The following is a 17,994-nucleotide window of genomic DNA, read 5'->3' on the forward strand; positions in this document are numbered from 1 at the left end:
ACATGGGTGCGAGCAAGGCATTTTCAACATGGTTTTCATTTTTTGAACCAAAGAATCTGCCTTGAAAAGGCGTTCAGGAATCAGCAAGGCTATTGAGTTTGTGTGTGCTCTTTAGCTATTGCAGCGGAGCAATATTAACTGGCACCGGCAAGAGTTGGGCGACATTATCCACGTCTTCATGAGTTGCACCAGACTGGAGCGCACCAACCAGTTTTCGCCATGACAAATCAGACTCAATCAGCTTGAAGCCATAAATCCCATGAGAATCCTTGCGCTTGCCATGTATGACCGTGGCTTTTGTGATGGATCTTTCCGTACTTCCCAATCGAACGTGAGCCTCACCCTGGACATTAATAGGTAATGGTTCTTTTGCGTGCGCCAAAAAACCTTCATCTGAAAGTTCAATCACCTGCAGCTCGTAAACATCCATTGTCTCAGTGCCCATGACAGCAAAGCTACCAGGGCATTTGAGCGAGTATCGTTGATGCATACGCTGACGTATCGGCAGGTCAGACTCACTAATATAGGGTGGTAATACCTGCTGGTACTCGGGATGGTTGTAGATGGAATGCAACAACCCCTTTTCCCTTTTTTTTAGGTGTTGAAATATTTGGGTGCGTTGATTAAAAAAATAGTCGAGCAGCTCAGGCGTCATCACCGGATCATTAGTGGTGAAGTAGCGCCGACCTGGCATCAAAATATTAAGCAACTTCATTCGCACGAAGTACAGATAAAGATTTTTGTGTGATGCTTTCTTGCCATAAACCGCCTTGAGATTTTCAGGGGCTACATGCAGGTCAAGAGAGGCGCCAATTGCAGGCGCACCATTGGCAAAATCGTAGTTTTCAACCGAATTTTCCGTCAATCTTTTAAACAGTAAAAGAGACTCATACATGTCAATCCGATTGGGATTGACGGCAATCACCAAATGCCTGGTGTCGAAGAAATTGGTGCAGTATTCATACATGAATTTCATCAACGGAAACAGGATGGAACCGCCTGTTTTCCTGAATTTTGGATGCACCGCAAGCGCTGATACTTCAGCTATTCGGCCATTTTTTTCGCGAAGTTCATGTAGGTCAAAAATACTCTGTAATGGAAAACCGAAAACACTTTCTCGAATGAGGGAAATCGTCCCCACAACTTCGCCATCAAATTTGGCGCACAGCGTTGTCGTCGTAGGTAGTGCGTGGTAAATACTAATACGCATGCCTGACGGATGGGGTTGCATGAAGCCGCTACCAACATAGGCGTCGTGAAGCAACTTAAAACACGCCTCCAACTCTTCTCTTGTCTCCGCAATCTTGAGAACCAAGCATTTATCGGGCTTGGGATCGCAGTCAACAAAAGACCGGTATACCGCAAACCGCACGACCCGAGGGAAGAAGGAGAATATTTTCCGAAGACTTTGATGCAAAACCCTTTTTACATTTGATGAATGTGAATTTTTCATTCAACTGGTGCTACGTTGCTAACTGTGGATCAAGGATGGAAAGCATAGTCGCTGCTACTCAAGAAGCAGCGGATTCTTTGTTTCCAATAGTTTTGTGACCCGCCTTACACATCAGGACATTCAGTTTATTGCACAAGGCGCCTTTGGACTGTTTGTTTCCGCTTGACCCGATTCAGTGGATGCGAAACAAAATGCTTAGAACCACCTTGTCACGGCAGACCTCTGAAAGCCCGGCCGCTTGGCGCCATCCATCACCCCGTGGCCACGCTCACTCGCCTGCTTGACTGCTACCGCCTTGAATTGAGCGTGGTATCTCACTTTCTTCGTTTGAGGCCCACCGTGGTATCGGGACTATTACGGAATCTGAGGCAGACCGTAGTGCGTCTGGTAATGCTCAACTAAACCACGTGCGCCAACTTCACATAGGTCAAGTACGCGCTCAAAACCTTCGATGTTGCCGTAATACGGATCGGGAACATCACAGTTATCTACCCCTTTCGCAAACTCGAGAAACAGGCGCAGTTTGTGTGCCTGGTCCACCGGGCATAGGCGTTGAAGATCTTTCAGATTTGCTTGATCCATCGCAAGGATCAAGTCATAGCGACTGAAGTCGCATTCGATGACTTGACGTGATCGACTCTTGCCAATCGTATATCCACGCCTGGACAACACCACTTTGGCTCGCGGGTCCGGTGGCGCTTTGCCGTTGCCGGCATGAGTGCCGGCTGAATCTATTTGAATGTTGGACGCAAGGCCGGCTTTCTTCATCAAGTGCAATGTCACGATCTGCCCCATCGGCGAACGGCACACATTGCCCATACAGACCATCAGGAGTTTCGTCATTTGGAGAGGGCCTTGGAGTGTCCATGTTGGTGCGGCGTACACCCATGACACAACGGTCACTGTTTAGGAGGCGCTGCGCTTATCGCCTTGTTCAGATTTTCCGGGACCACCTTCGATTTGCCGCGCGAGGACAAGCGAATCAAAGGAAGCGAAGGGGAGGGACGGGCCACTGTTTCGTCAAACGGGTGAGTAGCGGTGCCGACCGACTTGAGTATGCGTTGCACATAGGCCCGCGTTTCCAGATACGGCGGAACCCCCCGGTAACGCTCGACCTTGCCTTCCCCTGCGTTGTAGGCAGCAGCCACCAGCGCCACATCGCCTTCAAAATAGGCCAGTAACCAGCGCAGATAGGTCAGACCACCCCGAATATTTTGGGCTGGGTCATAGGGGTTTTTCACGTTGAAACGCAAGCTGGTTTGCGGGATGAGCTGCATCAGTCCCTGTGCATTCTTGGGTGATAGCGCCAGACTGTTGAAGTTGGATTCTGCGGCAATGATGGCCAGCACCAGCTGCGGCTCCACGTGATACTGAGGCGATATTTTCATCACCAGATCAAAAATTTTCCGCGGAGCAATGGCACTGTAATCGACGCTCGGTTGACTGGGCGTAGTGAGCTCCGGTGCAGGATCACGCATGCAGTCAGGTGATTCCCCCGTGGGAGCTCCCACTACTTTGAGCATGCGCTGGGCGGCTTCCAGCCCTTGCTCGGCGGCTGCATGGAAAAAGAATGCAGCTATCGAATCACTGCGTTCCACTCCACGACCGTTGGCGTACATCCATCCCAAGTTGTACTGCGCCTCCGCGTCGCCCTGACGCGCACCCTGGCAGTACAGGGTCGCGGCCAGAGTAGGGTTGCGCGGCACACCCTCGCCATGTTCATAGGCAAGGGCCTCCAAGCGTAGCTTGGAAACCTGAACATCATTAACGACGCTTTCCCCCTCGGAGCCATGTCCCTGCGCCGCTACGGCAGGAAAGTATGTCGTCATCAACACAGCCAGAAGGGAGGAAATACCTACGTGCATTCTGGAAAGTATGCTGGTTTTTCTAAGGTCTGTCACCAACCTGGGCTGTAGCGCCTGTTCACGATCTCTGTCCTATCCGAGAGTATTCGGATGAGAAAGAAGAGATATCCGAGCGACGTCACCAGAGCAGTTCAACCAAATCAGGCCCCTACTGGAGCAAGTGCGTAAATCGACCAAGTCAGGCACGGTAGAGTTCTATGAAGTGTCCTGCGCACTGCTGTGCGAAACCCCATACATCCGGGTCAGCGGCTTCCGATGGCGTTGGCGAGGGCTTCGTTGATCGTTGCCTGCAGATTCAGGCTTTTTACGATGCCCATACTGTTGCTGGTAGCCTGGATCACGGTCTGGTTACGTATGAGCTGATTATTGAGGGTGTTTTGAATGTAGGTGGCCAGGGGCACTTGCATTACGACGGGGTCCACCGTGTTGCCAGGACCGTTTTGCACGAGCTGGGGTTGCAATACGATCTTCTGCCCCAGCACAGCGGCCTGCGCCGCAGTGAGTGTATTGATGTCACCCAACTGGAACGAGGTGGCCGTTATCAGCTGACCATTGATATACACCGCACGGCTGATACCAAACGAAACGACAAGACCGGAGCCCAAATCAAAACCGCCGCGCAAGCGTGCCAAGGTGCGGTCGCTCACCGTGAGCCACATTGCCCCCTGTTGTGGCGACTCTGGCGGGAGGCTCTGCGCCTGGCAGGCACTGGCCACCAACAGAGTGTACAAGCCGGCGATGCGCCAAGATTTGCGGAGGTGCGCTGCGACGTGGATGCGACGTAAGTGAGACATCAGAAGTCTCCCGGACCGAGAGCGGGCATGGTGATGCCGGAAAGATCATTGCGATTGATCCCGGTCGCCAGTGGTGCCTCAGGTGCGGCACGCCAGTCGGTAGCCAGATTGAAACGTGCTGTCTCCATGCGGTTGTGAATGACAAACAGGAGGCCACTTTGCCAACTGGCCTCGAACGTCTTGCGTGAGGCGGCGCGCGTGCCGTTTGCCGGGTCGCCTATCAAAACGCGGTCGCCACGCAGGCCTTTGATCACCACAAAATGGTGATAACCCCCTTCGTTGATCAGAACAATGGCAGGAATGCGTGCCTCGGCCAGCTTGTTCAACGGCTGCTCGAATCCGTCTGCCTCAAAGCCCTGGGCTTGCAGGAAACGCTTCATGTCGAGCAGCGAAAATCCTTCACGCCGGATTTTTTGCTGGTCGCCGTGGTTGTACATATATTCAAAAACTGTACTCTCAGACACCGGATAGCCGTAATGGTGAGTCAGCAGCGTCGCCAAGGCAGCCGAGCCGCAACTGAAATCGTATTGTTGTAGCAGGGTGCCGGCCAGGCGAGCTTGTCGAATACTGGTCACGGGAATGAAGACATCACCGCCGCCCATGGAAGGTAGATAAGCTGGCTGCGCCCCGGCAGCAGTCACCATGACCGCCGTGAGCGTCAGGAGCAGGGGACGGCAACGCATGATGCCCTCCCATTAATTCATCTGCAAGTGCAGAATCACGGCATTTTGGATCAATACGTTGGCACCGGTATTCTGGATCACCACCGGTAGGCCGCTCATACTGGAGAACGCGCCGGCGCTGATGGTGTTGGTGCCCGTTGCCACATTGACGGCGGTATTGCCAGCGGTTGTGCCAGCAAGCTCCATATCATTGCGAATGAGTTCCGTACCGCCGCGATAGCTTTCCAACGCAGCTGCCGCGACCGGCTTGTCAAAGCCGACTGGCCCCGCGCTTTGCTGGGCTGTGTCTGCCGTGACCGGCAGCGCTGGTGACGTTTGTGCTGTCACCTGCATCGGTAGTGATGTGAGCAACGCGACACAACTGAACCAGAACATCTCGCTTGGTTTCATTTTGTTGCCCCTTTGATGGACGATGGCGACAAGCCGGCATTAACCTCAGCCCATTTTGGAACCGCGATCAATGCCGGCCAAGGTCGCTTTAGTGAACAGCCAGGTTGGCCTGGACATTCACGCTTTGCTGAATCAGCGAGGCAAACCCGCTGTTCTGGTTAGCCAGCATGATGCCAGCAGCCGACTGCCCAACACTGGTCATGGCATTGGACATGTTGAAGGTGCCTGCGTTGACGTTGTTGGTGCCGCCAGCGCCGCCCATGCCGCCCTGGCCGGTGCCGCCGGTGCCGCCGCTGGCGGTGTTGACACCACCATTGCCTGCACCACCCGTACCGCCGGTACCGCTACCGCCAGCCCCGCCATTGCCTGCGGTGTTGCTGCCGTTGCTGGCATTGCCATTGGTGGCACTGCCGTTCATGCTCGAGCCGCCTGCGCCGCCCGTGCCTGCACCGCCCGTGCGGGTTCCGCCGGAAGTGCTGCTGGCCATGCCGCCTGCGCCACCTGCACCGCCTGCGCCGCCTGCGCCCGTAGCGCCGCTAGCGCCGCCGGCGCCAGCCGTGCTGCTCCCGGAGCCCGCGCCGCCTGCGCCGCTAGTACCACCGGCGCCAGCCGTGCTGCTCCCGGAGCCCGCGCCGCCTGCGCCGCTAGCACCACCTGCACCTGCCGTGCCGCTGGCACCGCCACTGCCACCGTTGCCGCCGTCGCCGCCGATGCCGCCTGTGGCTCCCGAGCCACCTGCGCCGCCTGCGCCTGCCGCGGTTCCACCGGAACTGCCGCCGCCGCCGGCACCACCGCTCCTGCCGCCAAGACCTGCAGCCAGACTGCCGCTGCTGCCGCCGCGGCCGCTATCGCCGCCCTCACCAGCAGCCAGACTGCCGCTGCTGCCGCCGCGACCGCTATCGCCGCTGGAACCGCCGCGTGCACCGTCTCCTCCATTGGCGATGGCCCGGCCACTTTCGCTTGAGCCGTTAGCGCCGCCGCCCGTGCCGCGACCGCCGTTACCCGCATCGCCGGAGCTGCCATTGGTGGCACTGCCATGACTGATGGCGCCATTGGAGGCACTTCCGCCTGCTGCGCCCACTGCGCCGACGCCGCCGGCACCATTGCCGCCAGAAGCAGAACCGGATGCAGAGCCACCCCTGCCGGTGCCGCCAGTGCCGCCGTTGCCGGTGCCGCCGTTGGCATTGCCAGTGTTGTAGGCGGTGTTGCCAATGTCATGCACGCGGTTGCCGGTCACCGTGCCGCTAAGGTTGCTGGTGGCTGTGGCCGTGGTCACATTGAAAGCGTTGCTGAACGTACCCGTGGAGCCGTTATTGAGTGCGACCGACCTTGCAGCATTGGCAAGTGCCTGGCCAGAGTTCCTGTTCAGGCTGTTGTCAGAGTTGTTGTTGGTGCTCTGGTTGTTGTGTCGATTGGAGTTGTTTGAGCTGTTAGTGTTTCCTTGATTTGAGTTGTTCTGCGATGCTGTTGAATTCTCGTTAGCCTGCGGCGCATTGCCGCCTTGCGTCGAGGTGGCAGTTGCGGTTTGGTTACCGGTCGTTGCGTTAGCAGTACCGTCGGTGCCGTTATTGGTCGGATTGGCCCATGCGGAAACGCATGCAAGGGCGATGGCCGAAGCCAACAGTGTCTTTTTCATAAAGCCTCCTACGTTTGTTTAAGTTTCCGAACAACATGCCTTGGTTGAATTGCGTTTCCGCAAATCAGTGGTGGCAAAGCAACTTGAGTGCCAACTTTCACAAGAAACTGACAAAGCCTCGCCGTCTATGGAGAAAGCATTTGCTCCAGGCGAGAACAGCTCATGACGACGGGTTCGACGCAAGATCGGCAGAGCAAACTGTCACAGATGTATGACGCTTCCGTTAATCAATGTGAAGGTATCCGGGCTTCCCAGCCAGTCACACCCCTTTGTGGCCGTTGTAAAACCAGCGTGACCAGGCCACCACCAGGTGCCGGTGAGACTGTCTCGCTTTTGTGACGCTGCCTTGGTAGGGCGCCTGGCAAGCGCTCTGAAAATCTCAGACACAGCCTTAGGTGCGGCTTGGCAATACGCCAAAAGATACAGGCTGTGGCTGTCTCAGAGCTGTGACAGCGCAGCATGATTGCAACGGGGAATTACCTTTTTTTGCAACTTGTGTCTTGCAGCCACTCACAACCAAGGCCTACCCTTAAAGGAAGTAAAAGAGTCTTACATCGTGCGGCCGAATAAAAACAAGGAGGGCGTCATGAATGCATCTCGCAGTAAGGGGCGTGCAGCCGTCCTTGCCTGTTCCACCATGGTCATGACGTGCACGGCGTCTTATGCACAAGGGAGCGCCGCAGCCGGTGATGAAGGGGCTGCGCGTATCGAAGGGCTACAGCAACAGTTGTCCGAACAAGCCCGGCAGATCGAGATACTCAAAAAGGCGGTGGCGGATCAGGAGGCGCGACAGCGTGAGTTGCAGCGCTCGCTGGGCCAGCAGGATGCTCGACCCGCCACTGGGCCCACGGAAGGCGCCCAGACGGCGCCAAACCAGAACGCAGGCAGTGAGCCCGACAACACCCAACGATCGGTACGTGTGGGGGTGGCCCCCAGTGATGAGTCCCAGCAGCCTCCGGTCGTGGCACCCTTGTTTGAGCAGCCAGGCATTCTGACGCCCAAGGGCAAGTTTGTGCTGGAGCCCTCGGTCCAGTACGTGTATTCGTCAAGCAACCGGGTGGCCTTGGTGGGTTACACCATCATTCCGGCCTTGCTGATAGGCTTGATTGATGTGCGCGAAGTCAAGCGCAATACCATCACGGGAGCGCTAACGACCCGTTATGGCGTGAATAACCGGTTTGAACTGGAAGCCAGGCTGCCCTATGTGTACCGTTCTGATGCGACCATCAGCCGTGAAATTTTTACCGGATCAGCCTCTGATGCCGTTTTCAACAGCAGCGGAAAGTCTATTGGCGATATAGAGCTGGCAGCGCGCTATCAACTCACCGACGGCGGCGCCAATAAACCCTATGTCGTTGGATCGCTGCGCTTCAAGACGCGCACCGGAAAAGACCCCTTCGAGGTCGTGACCGACTGCGTCACGCGCTGCGTAGGCAACACCACGGGAACCGGCCTGCCGCTGGATCTGCCGACCGGCTCGGGCTTTTATTCGCTGCAACCGGGCGTGACCTGGCTGTTCGCCTCTGATCCTGCCGTGTTTTTTGGCGGGATCAGCTACACCTACAACTTCAAGCGAAGCGGCATTAGCCGACAGGTGCTCAATGGCGAGCAAGAATTCATAGGCGATGTGGAGCCAGGCGGCATCTTCGGCATCAATTTCGGTATGGGACTGGCGCTCAATGACAAGTCGGCGCTCAGCATAGGCGTCGATCTGAACTCGATAGGTCGCACGCGCCAGAACGGCGCACCGGTGCCAGGCTCGGTGCGCACTCAGTTGGCCACCATGCTGCTGGGCTATTCATATCGCTACAGTGACAAGACCACTTTTAGTATCACGGTCGGTGCCGGCCTAACCCGTGACACACCGGACCTGACCATGAGCATCAGAATTCCAATGACGTTCTGAAAGGGCTTGCATGGCGTTGCCAAAGATTCTTTGCCTCAGTCCGCTCGAACCCGCGGCTGAGGTGGTCGAGCAATTGAGTCTCATGGGCTGGGACGTTTTACAGGCCAGCGATCAGGCTGGCGTGAGCCGGCGCATTCAGGCGCATCAGCCGATGCAGGTTGGCGTGTTGCTGCTCAAGGACTTTGCACCCGAACAACTGGCCTGGGTCGAAGCTTGCTTGCGGCTATCGAACGGGTTGGAGTGGGTGGGTTTGTTTCATGCCCCAGCGCTCGACTCGCCGCTTCTGCGCGAATGGGTGCTGAGCTACTTCTTCGACTACCACACACTGCCGGTGGACTGGCGCGAGTTTCATCTCACCTTGGGTCACGCCTTGCGCCGCGCTCAACTGCGTGGCCGGGACGATATCTACCTGCAGGCCACCGGAAAAATGGGCATGGTCGGGCACAGCGCGGCCATTGCGAAGTTGCAGCAACAGATCCGCAAAGTGGCCTCCACCGAGGCTTCCGTGCTGATTGGCGGCGAAAGCGGTAGCGGCAAGGAGCTGGCCGCGCGCGCCATTCACCAGTGCTCCAGGCGCGCCGTCGGCCCGTTTGTTGCCGTCAATTGCGGCGCGATTGCGCCCTCGCTGATCCATTCAGAACTGTTTGGCCATGAGCGCGGTTCCTTTACCGGCGCCACGTCTAGCAAACCCGGGCTGATTGAAGCGGCCAGCGGCGGCACCATCTTTCTGGACGAAATCGCCGACCTGCCGCTTGAGCTGCAGACCAATCTGCTGCGCTTTCTGCAGGAACACACCATTCATCGCGTCGGTTCTGCACACAGCCTGCAGATCAATGTGCGCGTGGTGGCCGCATCGCATGTGGATTTGATGGAAGCGGTGGCGGCGGGGCGCTTTCGTGAGGATCTGTTTTATCGCCTCAATGTCTTACCCATAGAGGTGCCGCCCCTGCGCGACCGCATGTCCGACGTGCCGGTGCTGGCGCAGCATTTTCTGCAGCACTGCATGACTGACAAGCACCAGCGGCGCGTGGAGGGTTTTAGCCGTCAGGCCTTGTCCGCGATGATGTCGCACTGCTGGCCGGGCAATGTCCGCGAGCTGAGCAACCGGGTACAACGCGCCATGGTGATGAGTGACCAGCGGCTGATCACGCCAGCAGATCTGGGCCTGAACATGGCTCGCAGTGCGGCTGGTGTCGGGCTGGATGCCGTGCGTACCATGGCGGAGCGCGATGCGATTGCCATGACCTTGGGACGGGTAGACCGCAATATCACCCATGCGGCGCGCGAACTGGGCATCTCCCGCATGACGCTATACCGCCTGATGGACAAGCACGGCCTGGCGCAAGGCGCTGGGTGACAAGACCAGGGCGCCAAGTTGCCAAGTTGCCGCACACAAAAACTCCTTATTTGATAGCTTATCCCGCCCGTCACATAAGGGCTAGAGCCTGATTTTGCTAAAAATTCAGCTGGTTTTCAAGTCAAAGCCATCTGGCCGCCGCGTGGTGCCTGCGTCCCCAAGGCCGGGCCATCGCTGCGCTAGAGGCGACCTCCTGTGTAGAACATATCCTGTGCCCAGCCTGAAGCGCCGTTGGGGCTGCCTGTGCCCGACCCCATGGAAGAGCAGCCGGCAACCATAAGAAGCAGGACCACCAAGGCAGCCCGTACGAGTTTGCTCATAAGAATCTCCTTGCGATTCCTGCAGTCCAGAGCTTTCGAAATGCGCCGGGAATCTTGGCGGCGCATTCGTCTGCGAAGGCACACGGAAACTCGCGAAGGCTTGGCTTGGCCAAAGAAACCAGCAAAACCAATCTCTGCCGTGCGGCCGCAGCCAGTGCGATCAATGCGCCTGGCGAAAGTTGCGGCTTTTCCTGGCTCCGGTGTAAGCAATCCGTTGGATGTTTTTCCGGAAGTGACGGCCTGGATGTGCCGGCTAAGCGGGGGCTCGATGCGGGATAGCGCTGCCAGCGGCGCGCGGATAAGCCGCAGCGGCAGCGGCAGCGCTTGCCGGGTTACATGGCTTAGCCGCCGCGCGTCACCGGCATCTCGACCTCACCCGGCATTAACAGGTGCTTGGCCAGCTCCAGCTTGGCCAGGGAGGCGCGGTGCACCTCGTCCGGACCGTCGGCCAGGCGCAGGGTGCGCTGGCTGGCATAGGCGTAGGCCAGCGGGAAATCGTCCGACACACCGCCGCCGCCATGGGCCTGAATCGCCCAGTCGATGATCTGGCAGGCCATGTTGGGCGCCACCACCTTGATCATGGCAATTTCCGCCTTGGCGACCTTGTTGCCCACGGTGTCCATCATGTAGGCAGCCTTGAGGGTCAGCAGGCGCGCCTGCTCGATCATGCAGCGCGCCTCGGCAATGCGTTCATGCCAGACCGATTGGCTGGCGATGGGTTTGCCAAAGGCAACGCGGCTGTTCAGGCGTTTGCACATCAACTCGAGCGCACGCTCGGCAATGCCTATGCTGCGCATGCAGTGGTGGATGCGTCCGGGGCCAAGCCGGCCCTGGGCGATTTCAAAGCCGCGGCCTTCGCCCAGCAGCAGGTTGCTGGCGGGAACGCGCACATTGCTCAGCCGCACCTCCATGTGGCCGTGGGGGGCGTCGTCGTAGCCGAAAACAGAGAGCGGGCGAACCACGGTCACGCCAGGCGTATTGGCGGGCACCAGAATCATGGATTGCTGCTCGTGGCGGCCGGCCTCGGGATTGGTCTTGCCCATCACGATGTAAATGGCGCAGCGCGGATCCCCGGCGCCCGACGACCACCACTTCAGGCCGTTGAGCACGTAGTCGTCGCCGTCGCGTGTGATGCGGCATTGCACGTTGGTGGCGTCGGATGAGGCGACTTCCGGCTCGGTCATCAAAAAGGCCGAGCGAATCTCGCCTTTGAGCAGCGGCTCCAGCCACTCGTCCTTGTTGGCTTCCGAGCCATAACGGGCTATGGTTTCCATGTTGCCGGTGTCGGGCGCCGAGCAGTTGAAGACCTCGGCGGCAAAGGGCACGCGGCCCATGATTTCGCACAGCGGCGCGTATTCCAGATTGGACAGGCCTTCGGGGGCACGCGGCGACTGCGGCAAAAACAGGTTCCACAGGCCGGCAGCGCGGGCTTTGGGCTTGAGTTCTTCAATGAGGGTGGTGGGAATCCAGGCATTGCCCTTGGCGCGGTTTTCGGCAATTTCCCGGAAAAAACGCGCCTCGTTCGGGTAAACATGCTGGTCCATGAAGGCCAGCAGGCGAGCCTGCATGTCCTGTACCTTGGGGGTGTAGCTGAAGTCCATCTCTATCTCCTTGGGTAGCGTGGTGGTTAGGTGGATAAACAATTTTCCGCAGGGCCGCCCCAAGGAAAATTCGCCCCTTTTCGTGGTGACAGGGGCAGCGAAGTACGCGAAGCGACAAGCGTGGGGGTCATGTTTGCTTCTGGCTCTTCTGGGCAAAGTCCCAGGCCATGCGGGCCAGCACAGGCACGCCTTTGGCGGAGCTAGCCGCCTGGGCACTGGCGGCGGTACCGGCCTCAACCCGTTTGGCGATGCCTTGCAAAATCGCGGCGATACGGAACAGGTTGTAGGCCAGGTAAAAACTCCAGTCGGCCTTGATCAGCGCCGGGCTGGCAAAACCGGTGCGTTCGCAATACAGGCGGATGTAGTCGGCTTCTTCCGGAATGCCCAGGCTGGCCACATCAAGCCCGCCAATGCCGCGAAAGGCGCCGGGCGGAATATGCCAGGCCATGCAGTGGTAGCTGAAGTCGGCCAGCGGATGGCCCAGGGTCGAGAGTTCCCAGTCCAGCACGGCCAGCACACGCGGCTCGGTCGGGTGGAACAGCAGGTTGTCGAGGCGGAAGTCGCCATGCACGATGGAGACCATGGTTTCATCGCGTGCACTGGCGGGAATGTTGGCCGGCAACCAGGCCATCAAGGCGTCCATTTCGGGTATGGCTTGGGTGATGGAGGCGACGTATTGTTTGCTCCAGCGGCCGATCTGGCGCTCGAAATAGTTGCCGGGCTTGCCATAATCGGCCAGGCCGCATTCGGCAAACCTGACCTTGTGCAGGGCAGCGATGACGCCGTTCATCTCGTCATAAATCTCGCCGCGCTGGGCCGGCGTCATGTCGGGCAGGGCCTGGTCCCAGAGCACCCGGCCTTCGACAAACTCCATGACATAAAAGGCGCGGCCTATGACGGCTTCGTCTTCACACAGGCAATACATCTTGGCCACCGGCACGTCCGTGCCCTGCAGACCGGTCATGACCTTGAACTCGCGCTCTATCGCGTGCGCCGAGGGCAAGAGTTTGGCCACCGGCCCGGGCTTGGCCCGCATCACATAGGCGCGTGCCGGCGTGATCAGCTTGTAGGTCGGATTGGACTGACCGCCCTTGAAGATTTCCACCGTCAGCGGGCCCTGGAAGCCTTCCAGGTGCTGCTCCAGATAGGCGCTGAGGGCCGCCAGATCAAAGGCCTGGGAGCCGGTGACGGCCCGCGTTCCTACAAAGTGGTCAAAGTTGCTCATGACTTGTGTCCTATGCCTTGTGTAGCTATTTATCCGCCTCGGCTTCAGAAATGCGCATCAGGATGTCGCGGTTGCGCACCACCAGGCCACCCGGCTCTATGCGTATGGCCTGCTCGCGCTCCATGGACTTGAGTTCCTGGTTGACGCGCTGGCGTGAGGCGCCCAGCAACTGGGCCAGCTCCTCTTGCGCCAGCTGCAGGCCTATGCGCACCTCGCGCCCGTCGGCCAGGCTGGGTACGCCATAGCTGCGCACCAGGTGCAGCAGCTGTTTGGCCAGGCGTGCCCGCAGCGGCAGGGTGTTGAGGTCTTCCACCAGGCCGAAGAGCTGGCGTATGCGCCGGGCATGCAGGCGCAGCAAGGCCTCGTACAGCTCGGTGTGCTGGCTCAGAATCTTGCGCAGGTCGCCGCGCGCCACGCACAAAATAGTGGTGCTGCCATGCGCATAGGCATCGTGGGTGCGGCGCTCGCCGTCGAAGATCGCCACGTCGCCAAACCAGATGCCAGGCTCCACATAGGTCAGGGTGATCTGCCGGCCCGAAATCGAGGTCGAGCTGACGCGTACCGCGCCCGTGGCGCAGGCGATCCATTCTTCCGGCGGGTCGCCGCGGGCCGTAATGAGTTCGCCGTCTTTGAAGCGTTTGACGTAGGCGCATCGCAGTATGTCGTGTCTCAGGGATGGGGACAGGGATGAAAACCAGCGGCCACCGTTTATGGCTGCTCTTTCGTCTATCGTAAGAATAGGATCGTCCATGAGCTGTCTTTTGAGTGACTTACAAGCCTTCCATTGTCACTTGAGGGACGCGGCCTGTAGCGCCCGGCTGTCGCCTTGGCGTCGCGGCTTCTGGCGCTGCCTTTTTTGACCTATGCTCATGCTCATGTATTTGCCACCCCAATTCAAAGGCGACCGCACCCAGGTGGCCATGCTGATCCAGGAACACCCCTTTGCCAGCCTGATCAGCGTGGATGACTCCGGCCTGCCTTATGTGACGCATCTGCCCTTGCATCTGGAAGAGCGGGGCGACCAGATGGTGCTGCTGGGCCATGTCGCCAAACCGAATCCGCACTGGCGCTATCTGCAGGCGCGCCCGCAGGCCGTCGCCACTTTTCTGGGGCCGCATGCCTATCTGTCGCCCAAGGTTTATCCCGACCTGGCGCGGGTGCCGACCTGGAATTACCTCGCTGTGCACTGCACCGTGCAGGCCACACTCATTGAAGAGCCTGTGGCCAAGGATGGCCTGCTTAAAAAGCTGATAGGCGATCACGAGCCGCCCTATGCCGAGCAGTGGCGCGGTCTGGGTGAGGAATTCGCCCACAAGATGCTGGCCGGCATCGTCGCCTTTGAATTGCAGGTGAGCGATTGGCAGTGCAAGCTCAAAATCAACCAGCACCGGCCCGAGGCGTATGCCGCCATGAGGGCCATGTACGCCGTTGGTAATGAAGAGGAGCAAGCGCTGGCCGGCTGGATGGATCGTTTGGGCATGGGCACCGGGTCAAACAATCCCTAGGAGCCTTGAGATGCGTATTGTTTTCAGCGTATTGAGTCTGCTACTGGTGCTGGCCGTCGTCGGGGTGCTGGCAAAAAAGCAGCTGGCTGTGGCGCCTGTTCGCTTGCCGCCAGCGCAGGCGAGCAGCACGCCGCAAGTACAAAGCCAGCAAATTCAGCAGCAATTCCAGCAGACCCTGGAAAAAACGCTGCAACAGGCCAGGCCCATGCCCGAGGGTGAATAAATGAATGGAATAGCACTCTAGCCCATATAGGATGGTCGCAAGAAGCTATTAAAATCGTAGCAAAATGAGTGACGAAACTTTCATGCAAATGGCGCTGGCGCAGGCCCGCGAGGCCGCTGCCATGGGCGAGGTTCCGGTGGGTGCCGTGCTGGTCCGCGACGGCCAGGTGATTGCCACCGGCCGTAATGCGCCGATTGATGGCCATGACCCGACGGCCCACGCCGAGATCGTGGCCTTGCGCGCGGCGGCGCAGGCCTTGGGAAACTACCGGCTCGATGACTGCGAGCTGTTCGTCACGCTGGAGCCCTGCGCCATGTGCAGCGGCGCCATGTTGCAGGCGCGGCTCAAGCGCGTGGTGTTTGCCGCAGCCGAGCCCAAAACGGGCGCAGCCGGCTCGGTCATCAACTTGTTTGCCCAGACGCAGCTCAATCACCAGACCGAATGCCAGGGTGGGGTGTTGGCGGCAGAAAGCAGCGCACTGCTGCAAGATTTTTTTCGCCAGCGCCGCACCGAGCAGCGCGAAGCAGCCCGGCGACTGCATCCTCTGCGGGACCATGCCTTGCGCACGCCCGATCGCGCTTTTCAGGGCCTGCCGGGCTACCCCTGGTCGCCGCACTACATCAGTGATCTGCCGAAGCTAGGCGGTTTGCGCCTGCACTACCTGAACGAGGGTGCTAGTGAGCAAGGCCTGACCTATCTGTGCCTGCACGGCAATCCGGCCTGGAGCTATCTGTACCGCAAGATGATCCCCAGCTTACTGGAGGCCGGGCATAGAGTGGTCGCGCCCGATCTGATTGGTTTTGGCAAAAGCGACAAGCCCAAGAAAGACAGCTTTCACAGCTTTAACACGCACCGGCAGGTGCTGCTTGAGCTGGTGGAAAGGCTGGATTTAAAAAACATCGTTCTGGTGGTGCAAGACTGGGGCGGGCTGCTCGGCCTGACCTTGCCACTGGCTGCGCCACAGCGCTACCGGGGTCTGCTGGTCATGAACACGCTACTGGCTTGCGGCGATGAGTCGCTGCCTGCCGGCTTTCTGGCCTGGCGCGAGTGGTGTGCGAAACACCCGGACTTTGATGTCGCGCGCTTGCTGGCCAGGGCTAATCCACAATTGAGCGCTGAAGAATGCGCCGCCTACAGCGCCCCTTTTCCCGACAAAGGGCATCGCGCCGCCTTGCGCGCCTTTCCCGCCATGGTGCCGGAATTTCAGGATTCAGACGGCGCCGAGCTGTCGCGCCAGGCGCGTGAGTTTTGGCGTAGCCGCTGGACCGGACAGGCGCTGATGGTGCTCGGTGCGCAAGACCCGGTACTGGGCGAGCCGGTGATGCGGAGACTTCAACCGCTGATTTGCGGTTGCGGCGAAGCGGTGGTGCTAACGCAAGCCGGCCATTTTGTGCCTGAGCATGGCGAGCAGGTGGCACAGCACGCCTTGCGGTTTTTTAAGCGCCCAGACTAACCGTGGTTTTGCCGCTGGTCTGCCTTGGCGCTCCAGCAATGGGATACTTGCACCCGTGAAAAAACATATCTACATCTACTCACCCTCCAGCGCCGTGCGCGACAAAGCCAGCTTCAAGCGTGGCATCAAGCGCTTGCAAGCCCTGGGTCATGAGGTCGAAGTTGACGAAGCCGCGCTGGCCACGCACCAGCGATTTGCCGGCGACGACGAGACCCGGCTCGCGGCCATTCATCGTGCGGCGGCCAGCGGCGCCGATGTGGCGCTGATTTCCCGCGGTGGCTATGGCCTGACGCGCCTTTTGCCCGCTATCAATTACAAGGCTGTGGCCAAGGCCGTCGCCAAGGGGACGAAGTTCGTCGGCTTGAGCGACTTCACGGCGTTTCAAATGGCCTTGCTGGCGAAAACCGGCGCGGTGACCTGGGCTGGCCCGTCGCTGGGCGAAGACTTTGGCGCCGTGGCCGGACCAGACGACATCATGGAAGCCTGCTTTGATGACCTGATCACCGGGCAGGTTGAGGGCACGGGCTGGCAATTGCCTAAAATCGCTACAAATTCAATAGCTCTTACCGCAGGTGTAGCAAAGGCTAGTGAGCGATTTACCATAAATAATGCGGTTTTGTGGGGGGGCAACCTGGCGATGTTAGCTTCTCTGGTCGGTACGCCTTACCTGCCGGTCATCAAAGGCGGCATCTTGTTCATTGAGGACGTCGGCGAGCACCCCTTCCGGGTCGAGCGCATGCTGGCGCAGTTGCTGCAGGCAGGTCTGCTGGCGCAACAAAAGGCCATTATTTTTGGACAGTTCAGCAACTACAAGCTGGTTCCCCATGACAAGGGTTACAAGCTGGCCGGCGTGGTGAGTTGGCTGCAGAGTCAGGTCAAAGCGCGAGTGCTGACCGGCCTGCCGTTTGGCCATGTGCCGACCAAGGTGCTGCTACCGGTCGGTCAAGCCATCACGCTGGCGGTGGAAGACCGAGATGCCTTCTTGCTGTGGGGCCATCAGCACTGAAACTGAATCTGGCAGTGGTGGGCGACACCAAACTGAGGTCGGTCGCTGCCCTGATCCTGGTCTGATGCCCTTAGTTGGCCAGCGAACTGGGCCTGGCGCTCAGGCCGCTGGGCAGCAGGCCGGTGAATTGCTCGCTGATGCGGCTGATTTTTTCGCGGGCTATGCTTTCGCCATGCATTTCGGCCAGCGCCGCCATGACATCGCCTCTGGCATGCCACAGGCCCTGGGCATCGGTGGCATAGCGCACGCGGAGGGCGATCTTGGGAAAGTGGGATTCATCGAGTTCATCGAGAATCAACTGGCGTATGCCTTCCGTGCGGTCTTCCAACACCGAAGACGTGACCTCGCTGGTGCCCAGCAGACTCATCAGACTGCTTTTCAGGTGACTGCTAAACCAGCTCATGCGTTTTTGATTTTGTTGAACATTCATGGGTTTATGGCTTGATGGCAGGGGCTGCGCGTTTCTTTCAGCGTAAGGGTATTTGCTCGTCTCATTACCAAGTTATCGGCAAACGTTTGAGAAAAACAACAGAGCAGGGCAATAACTTGGTAAGCAAATGTCAACTTGATACTGCTA

General features: G+C 58.8%; 17 protein-coding genes. 6 read left to right on the forward strand and 11 right to left on the reverse strand.

All coding sequences use genetic code 11. From position 1 onward, the window contains the following. Nucleotides 1-115 precede the first annotated feature (115 nt). From BM160_RS12060 to BM160_RS22610, 7 genes are all read right to left on the reverse strand, one after another. Entirely contained in the window at nucleotides 116-1,453 is a 1,338-nt protein-coding gene (locus BM160_RS12060; RefSeq protein WP_092005494.1) for a GNAT family N-acetyltransferase, read from the reverse strand. Nucleotides 1,454-1,807: 354 nt separating this feature from the next. Then, on the reverse strand, nucleotides 1,808-2,296 hold the full coding sequence (locus BM160_RS12065) for a low molecular weight protein-tyrosine-phosphatase (RefSeq protein WP_092005498.1): 489 nt from the start codon (nucleotides 2,294-2,296) through the stop codon (nucleotides 1,808-1,810). 56 nt (nucleotides 2,297-2,352) lie between these two features. Then, the gene (locus BM160_RS12070; RefSeq protein ID WP_092005501.1) at nucleotides 2,353-3,318 is read right to left on the reverse strand and encodes a transglycosylase SLT domain-containing protein; all 966 of its coding nucleotides are present in this window, start codon (nucleotides 3,316-3,318) and stop codon (nucleotides 2,353-2,355) included. Between the two features lie 242 nt (nucleotides 3,319-3,560). Continuing rightward, nucleotides 3,561-4,112, reverse strand: coding sequence for a hypothetical protein (locus BM160_RS12075; protein ID WP_143093240.1), 552 nt, complete (start codon nucleotides 4,110-4,112; stop codon nucleotides 3,561-3,563). Continuing rightward, nucleotides 4,112-4,795 carry a C39 family peptidase gene (locus tag BM160_RS12080; protein ID WP_092005507.1) on the reverse strand — a complete coding sequence of 228 codons (684 nt, stop codon included), beginning with the start codon at nucleotides 4,793-4,795 and terminating at the stop codon, nucleotides 4,112-4,114. Before BM160_RS12080 ends, BM160_RS12075 begins: the two co-directional genes overlap by 1 nt. 12 nt (nucleotides 4,796-4,807) lie before the next feature. Then, on the reverse strand, nucleotides 4,808-5,185 hold the full coding sequence (locus BM160_RS12085) for a hypothetical protein (protein ID WP_143093241.1): 378 nt from the start codon (nucleotides 5,183-5,185) through the stop codon (nucleotides 4,808-4,810). Between the two features lie 88 nt (nucleotides 5,186-5,273). Then, on the reverse strand, nucleotides 5,274-6,461 hold the full coding sequence (locus BM160_RS22610; protein ID WP_369821778.1) for a hypothetical protein: 1,188 nt from the start codon (nucleotides 6,459-6,461) through the stop codon (nucleotides 5,274-5,276). A 946-nt stretch (nucleotides 6,462-7,407) separates the two neighbouring features. Between BM160_RS22610 and BM160_RS12095 the strand changes: the two genes are divergently transcribed. Next, nucleotides 7,408-8,727 (forward strand): acetate kinase, encoded by a 1,320-nt coding sequence (locus BM160_RS12095; protein ID WP_092005516.1) that lies wholly within the window; start codon nucleotides 7,408-7,410, stop codon nucleotides 8,725-8,727. Between the two features lie 10 nt (nucleotides 8,728-8,737). Next, nucleotides 8,738-10,084, forward strand: coding sequence for a sigma-54 dependent transcriptional regulator (locus BM160_RS12100; protein ID WP_255368847.1), 1,347 nt, complete (start codon nucleotides 8,738-8,740; stop codon nucleotides 10,082-10,084). A gap of 661 nt (nucleotides 10,085-10,745) precedes the next feature. On the opposite strand, the gene BM160_RS12105 is transcribed toward BM160_RS12100, so the two are convergent. The 3 genes from BM160_RS12105 to BM160_RS12115 form a co-directional block, all read right to left on the reverse strand. After that, nucleotides 10,746-12,005 carry an acyl-CoA dehydrogenase family protein gene (locus BM160_RS12105; RefSeq protein ID WP_092005518.1) on the reverse strand — a complete coding sequence of 420 codons (1,260 nt, stop codon included), beginning with the start codon at nucleotides 12,003-12,005 and terminating at the stop codon, nucleotides 10,746-10,748. A 127-nt stretch (nucleotides 12,006-12,132) separates the two neighbouring features. Next, on the reverse strand, nucleotides 12,133-13,230 hold the full coding sequence (locus BM160_RS12110) for a phosphotransferase family protein (RefSeq protein WP_092005521.1): 1,098 nt from the start codon (nucleotides 13,228-13,230) through the stop codon (nucleotides 12,133-12,135). 25 nt (nucleotides 13,231-13,255) lie between these two features. Beyond that, a complete protein-coding gene (locus BM160_RS12115) occupies nucleotides 13,256-13,981 on the reverse strand; it encodes a Crp/Fnr family transcriptional regulator (protein ID WP_092005524.1) in 726 nt (241 codons plus the stop codon). Nucleotides 13,982-14,105: 124 nt separating this feature from the next. On the opposite strand from BM160_RS12115, the gene BM160_RS12120 reads away from it, so the two are divergent. From BM160_RS12120 to BM160_RS12135, 4 genes are all read left to right on the forward strand, one after another. Further along, nucleotides 14,106-14,735, forward strand: coding sequence for an FMN-binding negative transcriptional regulator (locus tag BM160_RS12120; RefSeq protein ID WP_092005810.1), 630 nt, complete (start codon nucleotides 14,106-14,108; stop codon nucleotides 14,733-14,735). 10 nt (nucleotides 14,736-14,745) lie between these two features. Then, the gene (locus tag BM160_RS12125) at nucleotides 14,746-14,958 is read left to right on the forward strand and encodes a hypothetical protein (RefSeq protein WP_092005527.1); all 213 of its coding nucleotides are present in this window, start codon (nucleotides 14,746-14,748) and stop codon (nucleotides 14,956-14,958) included. A 64-nt stretch (nucleotides 14,959-15,022) separates the two neighbouring features. Continuing rightward, a complete protein-coding gene (gene tadA, locus BM160_RS12130) occupies nucleotides 15,023-16,411 on the forward strand; it encodes a tRNA adenosine(34) deaminase TadA (protein ID WP_092005530.1) in 1,389 nt (462 codons plus the stop codon). Nucleotides 16,412-16,466: 55 nt separating this feature from the next. Further along, nucleotides 16,467-17,417: an LD-carboxypeptidase gene (locus tag BM160_RS12135; RefSeq protein WP_255368848.1), complete on the forward strand. Its 951-nt coding sequence runs from the start codon at nucleotides 16,467-16,469 to the stop codon at nucleotides 17,415-17,417. 70 nt (nucleotides 17,418-17,487) lie between these two features. On the opposite strand, the gene BM160_RS12140 is transcribed toward BM160_RS12135, so the two are convergent. Further along, entirely contained in the window at nucleotides 17,488-17,820 is a 333-nt protein-coding gene (locus BM160_RS12140; protein ID WP_092005813.1) for a hypothetical protein, read from the reverse strand. Between the last annotated feature and the right edge of the window lie 174 nt (nucleotides 17,821-17,994).

The sequence above is a fragment of the Polaromonas sp. OV174 genome (assembly GCF_900112285.1).
In the GTDB taxonomy this organism is placed as follows: Bacteria; Pseudomonadota; Gammaproteobacteria; order Burkholderiales; family Burkholderiaceae_C; genus Polaromonas.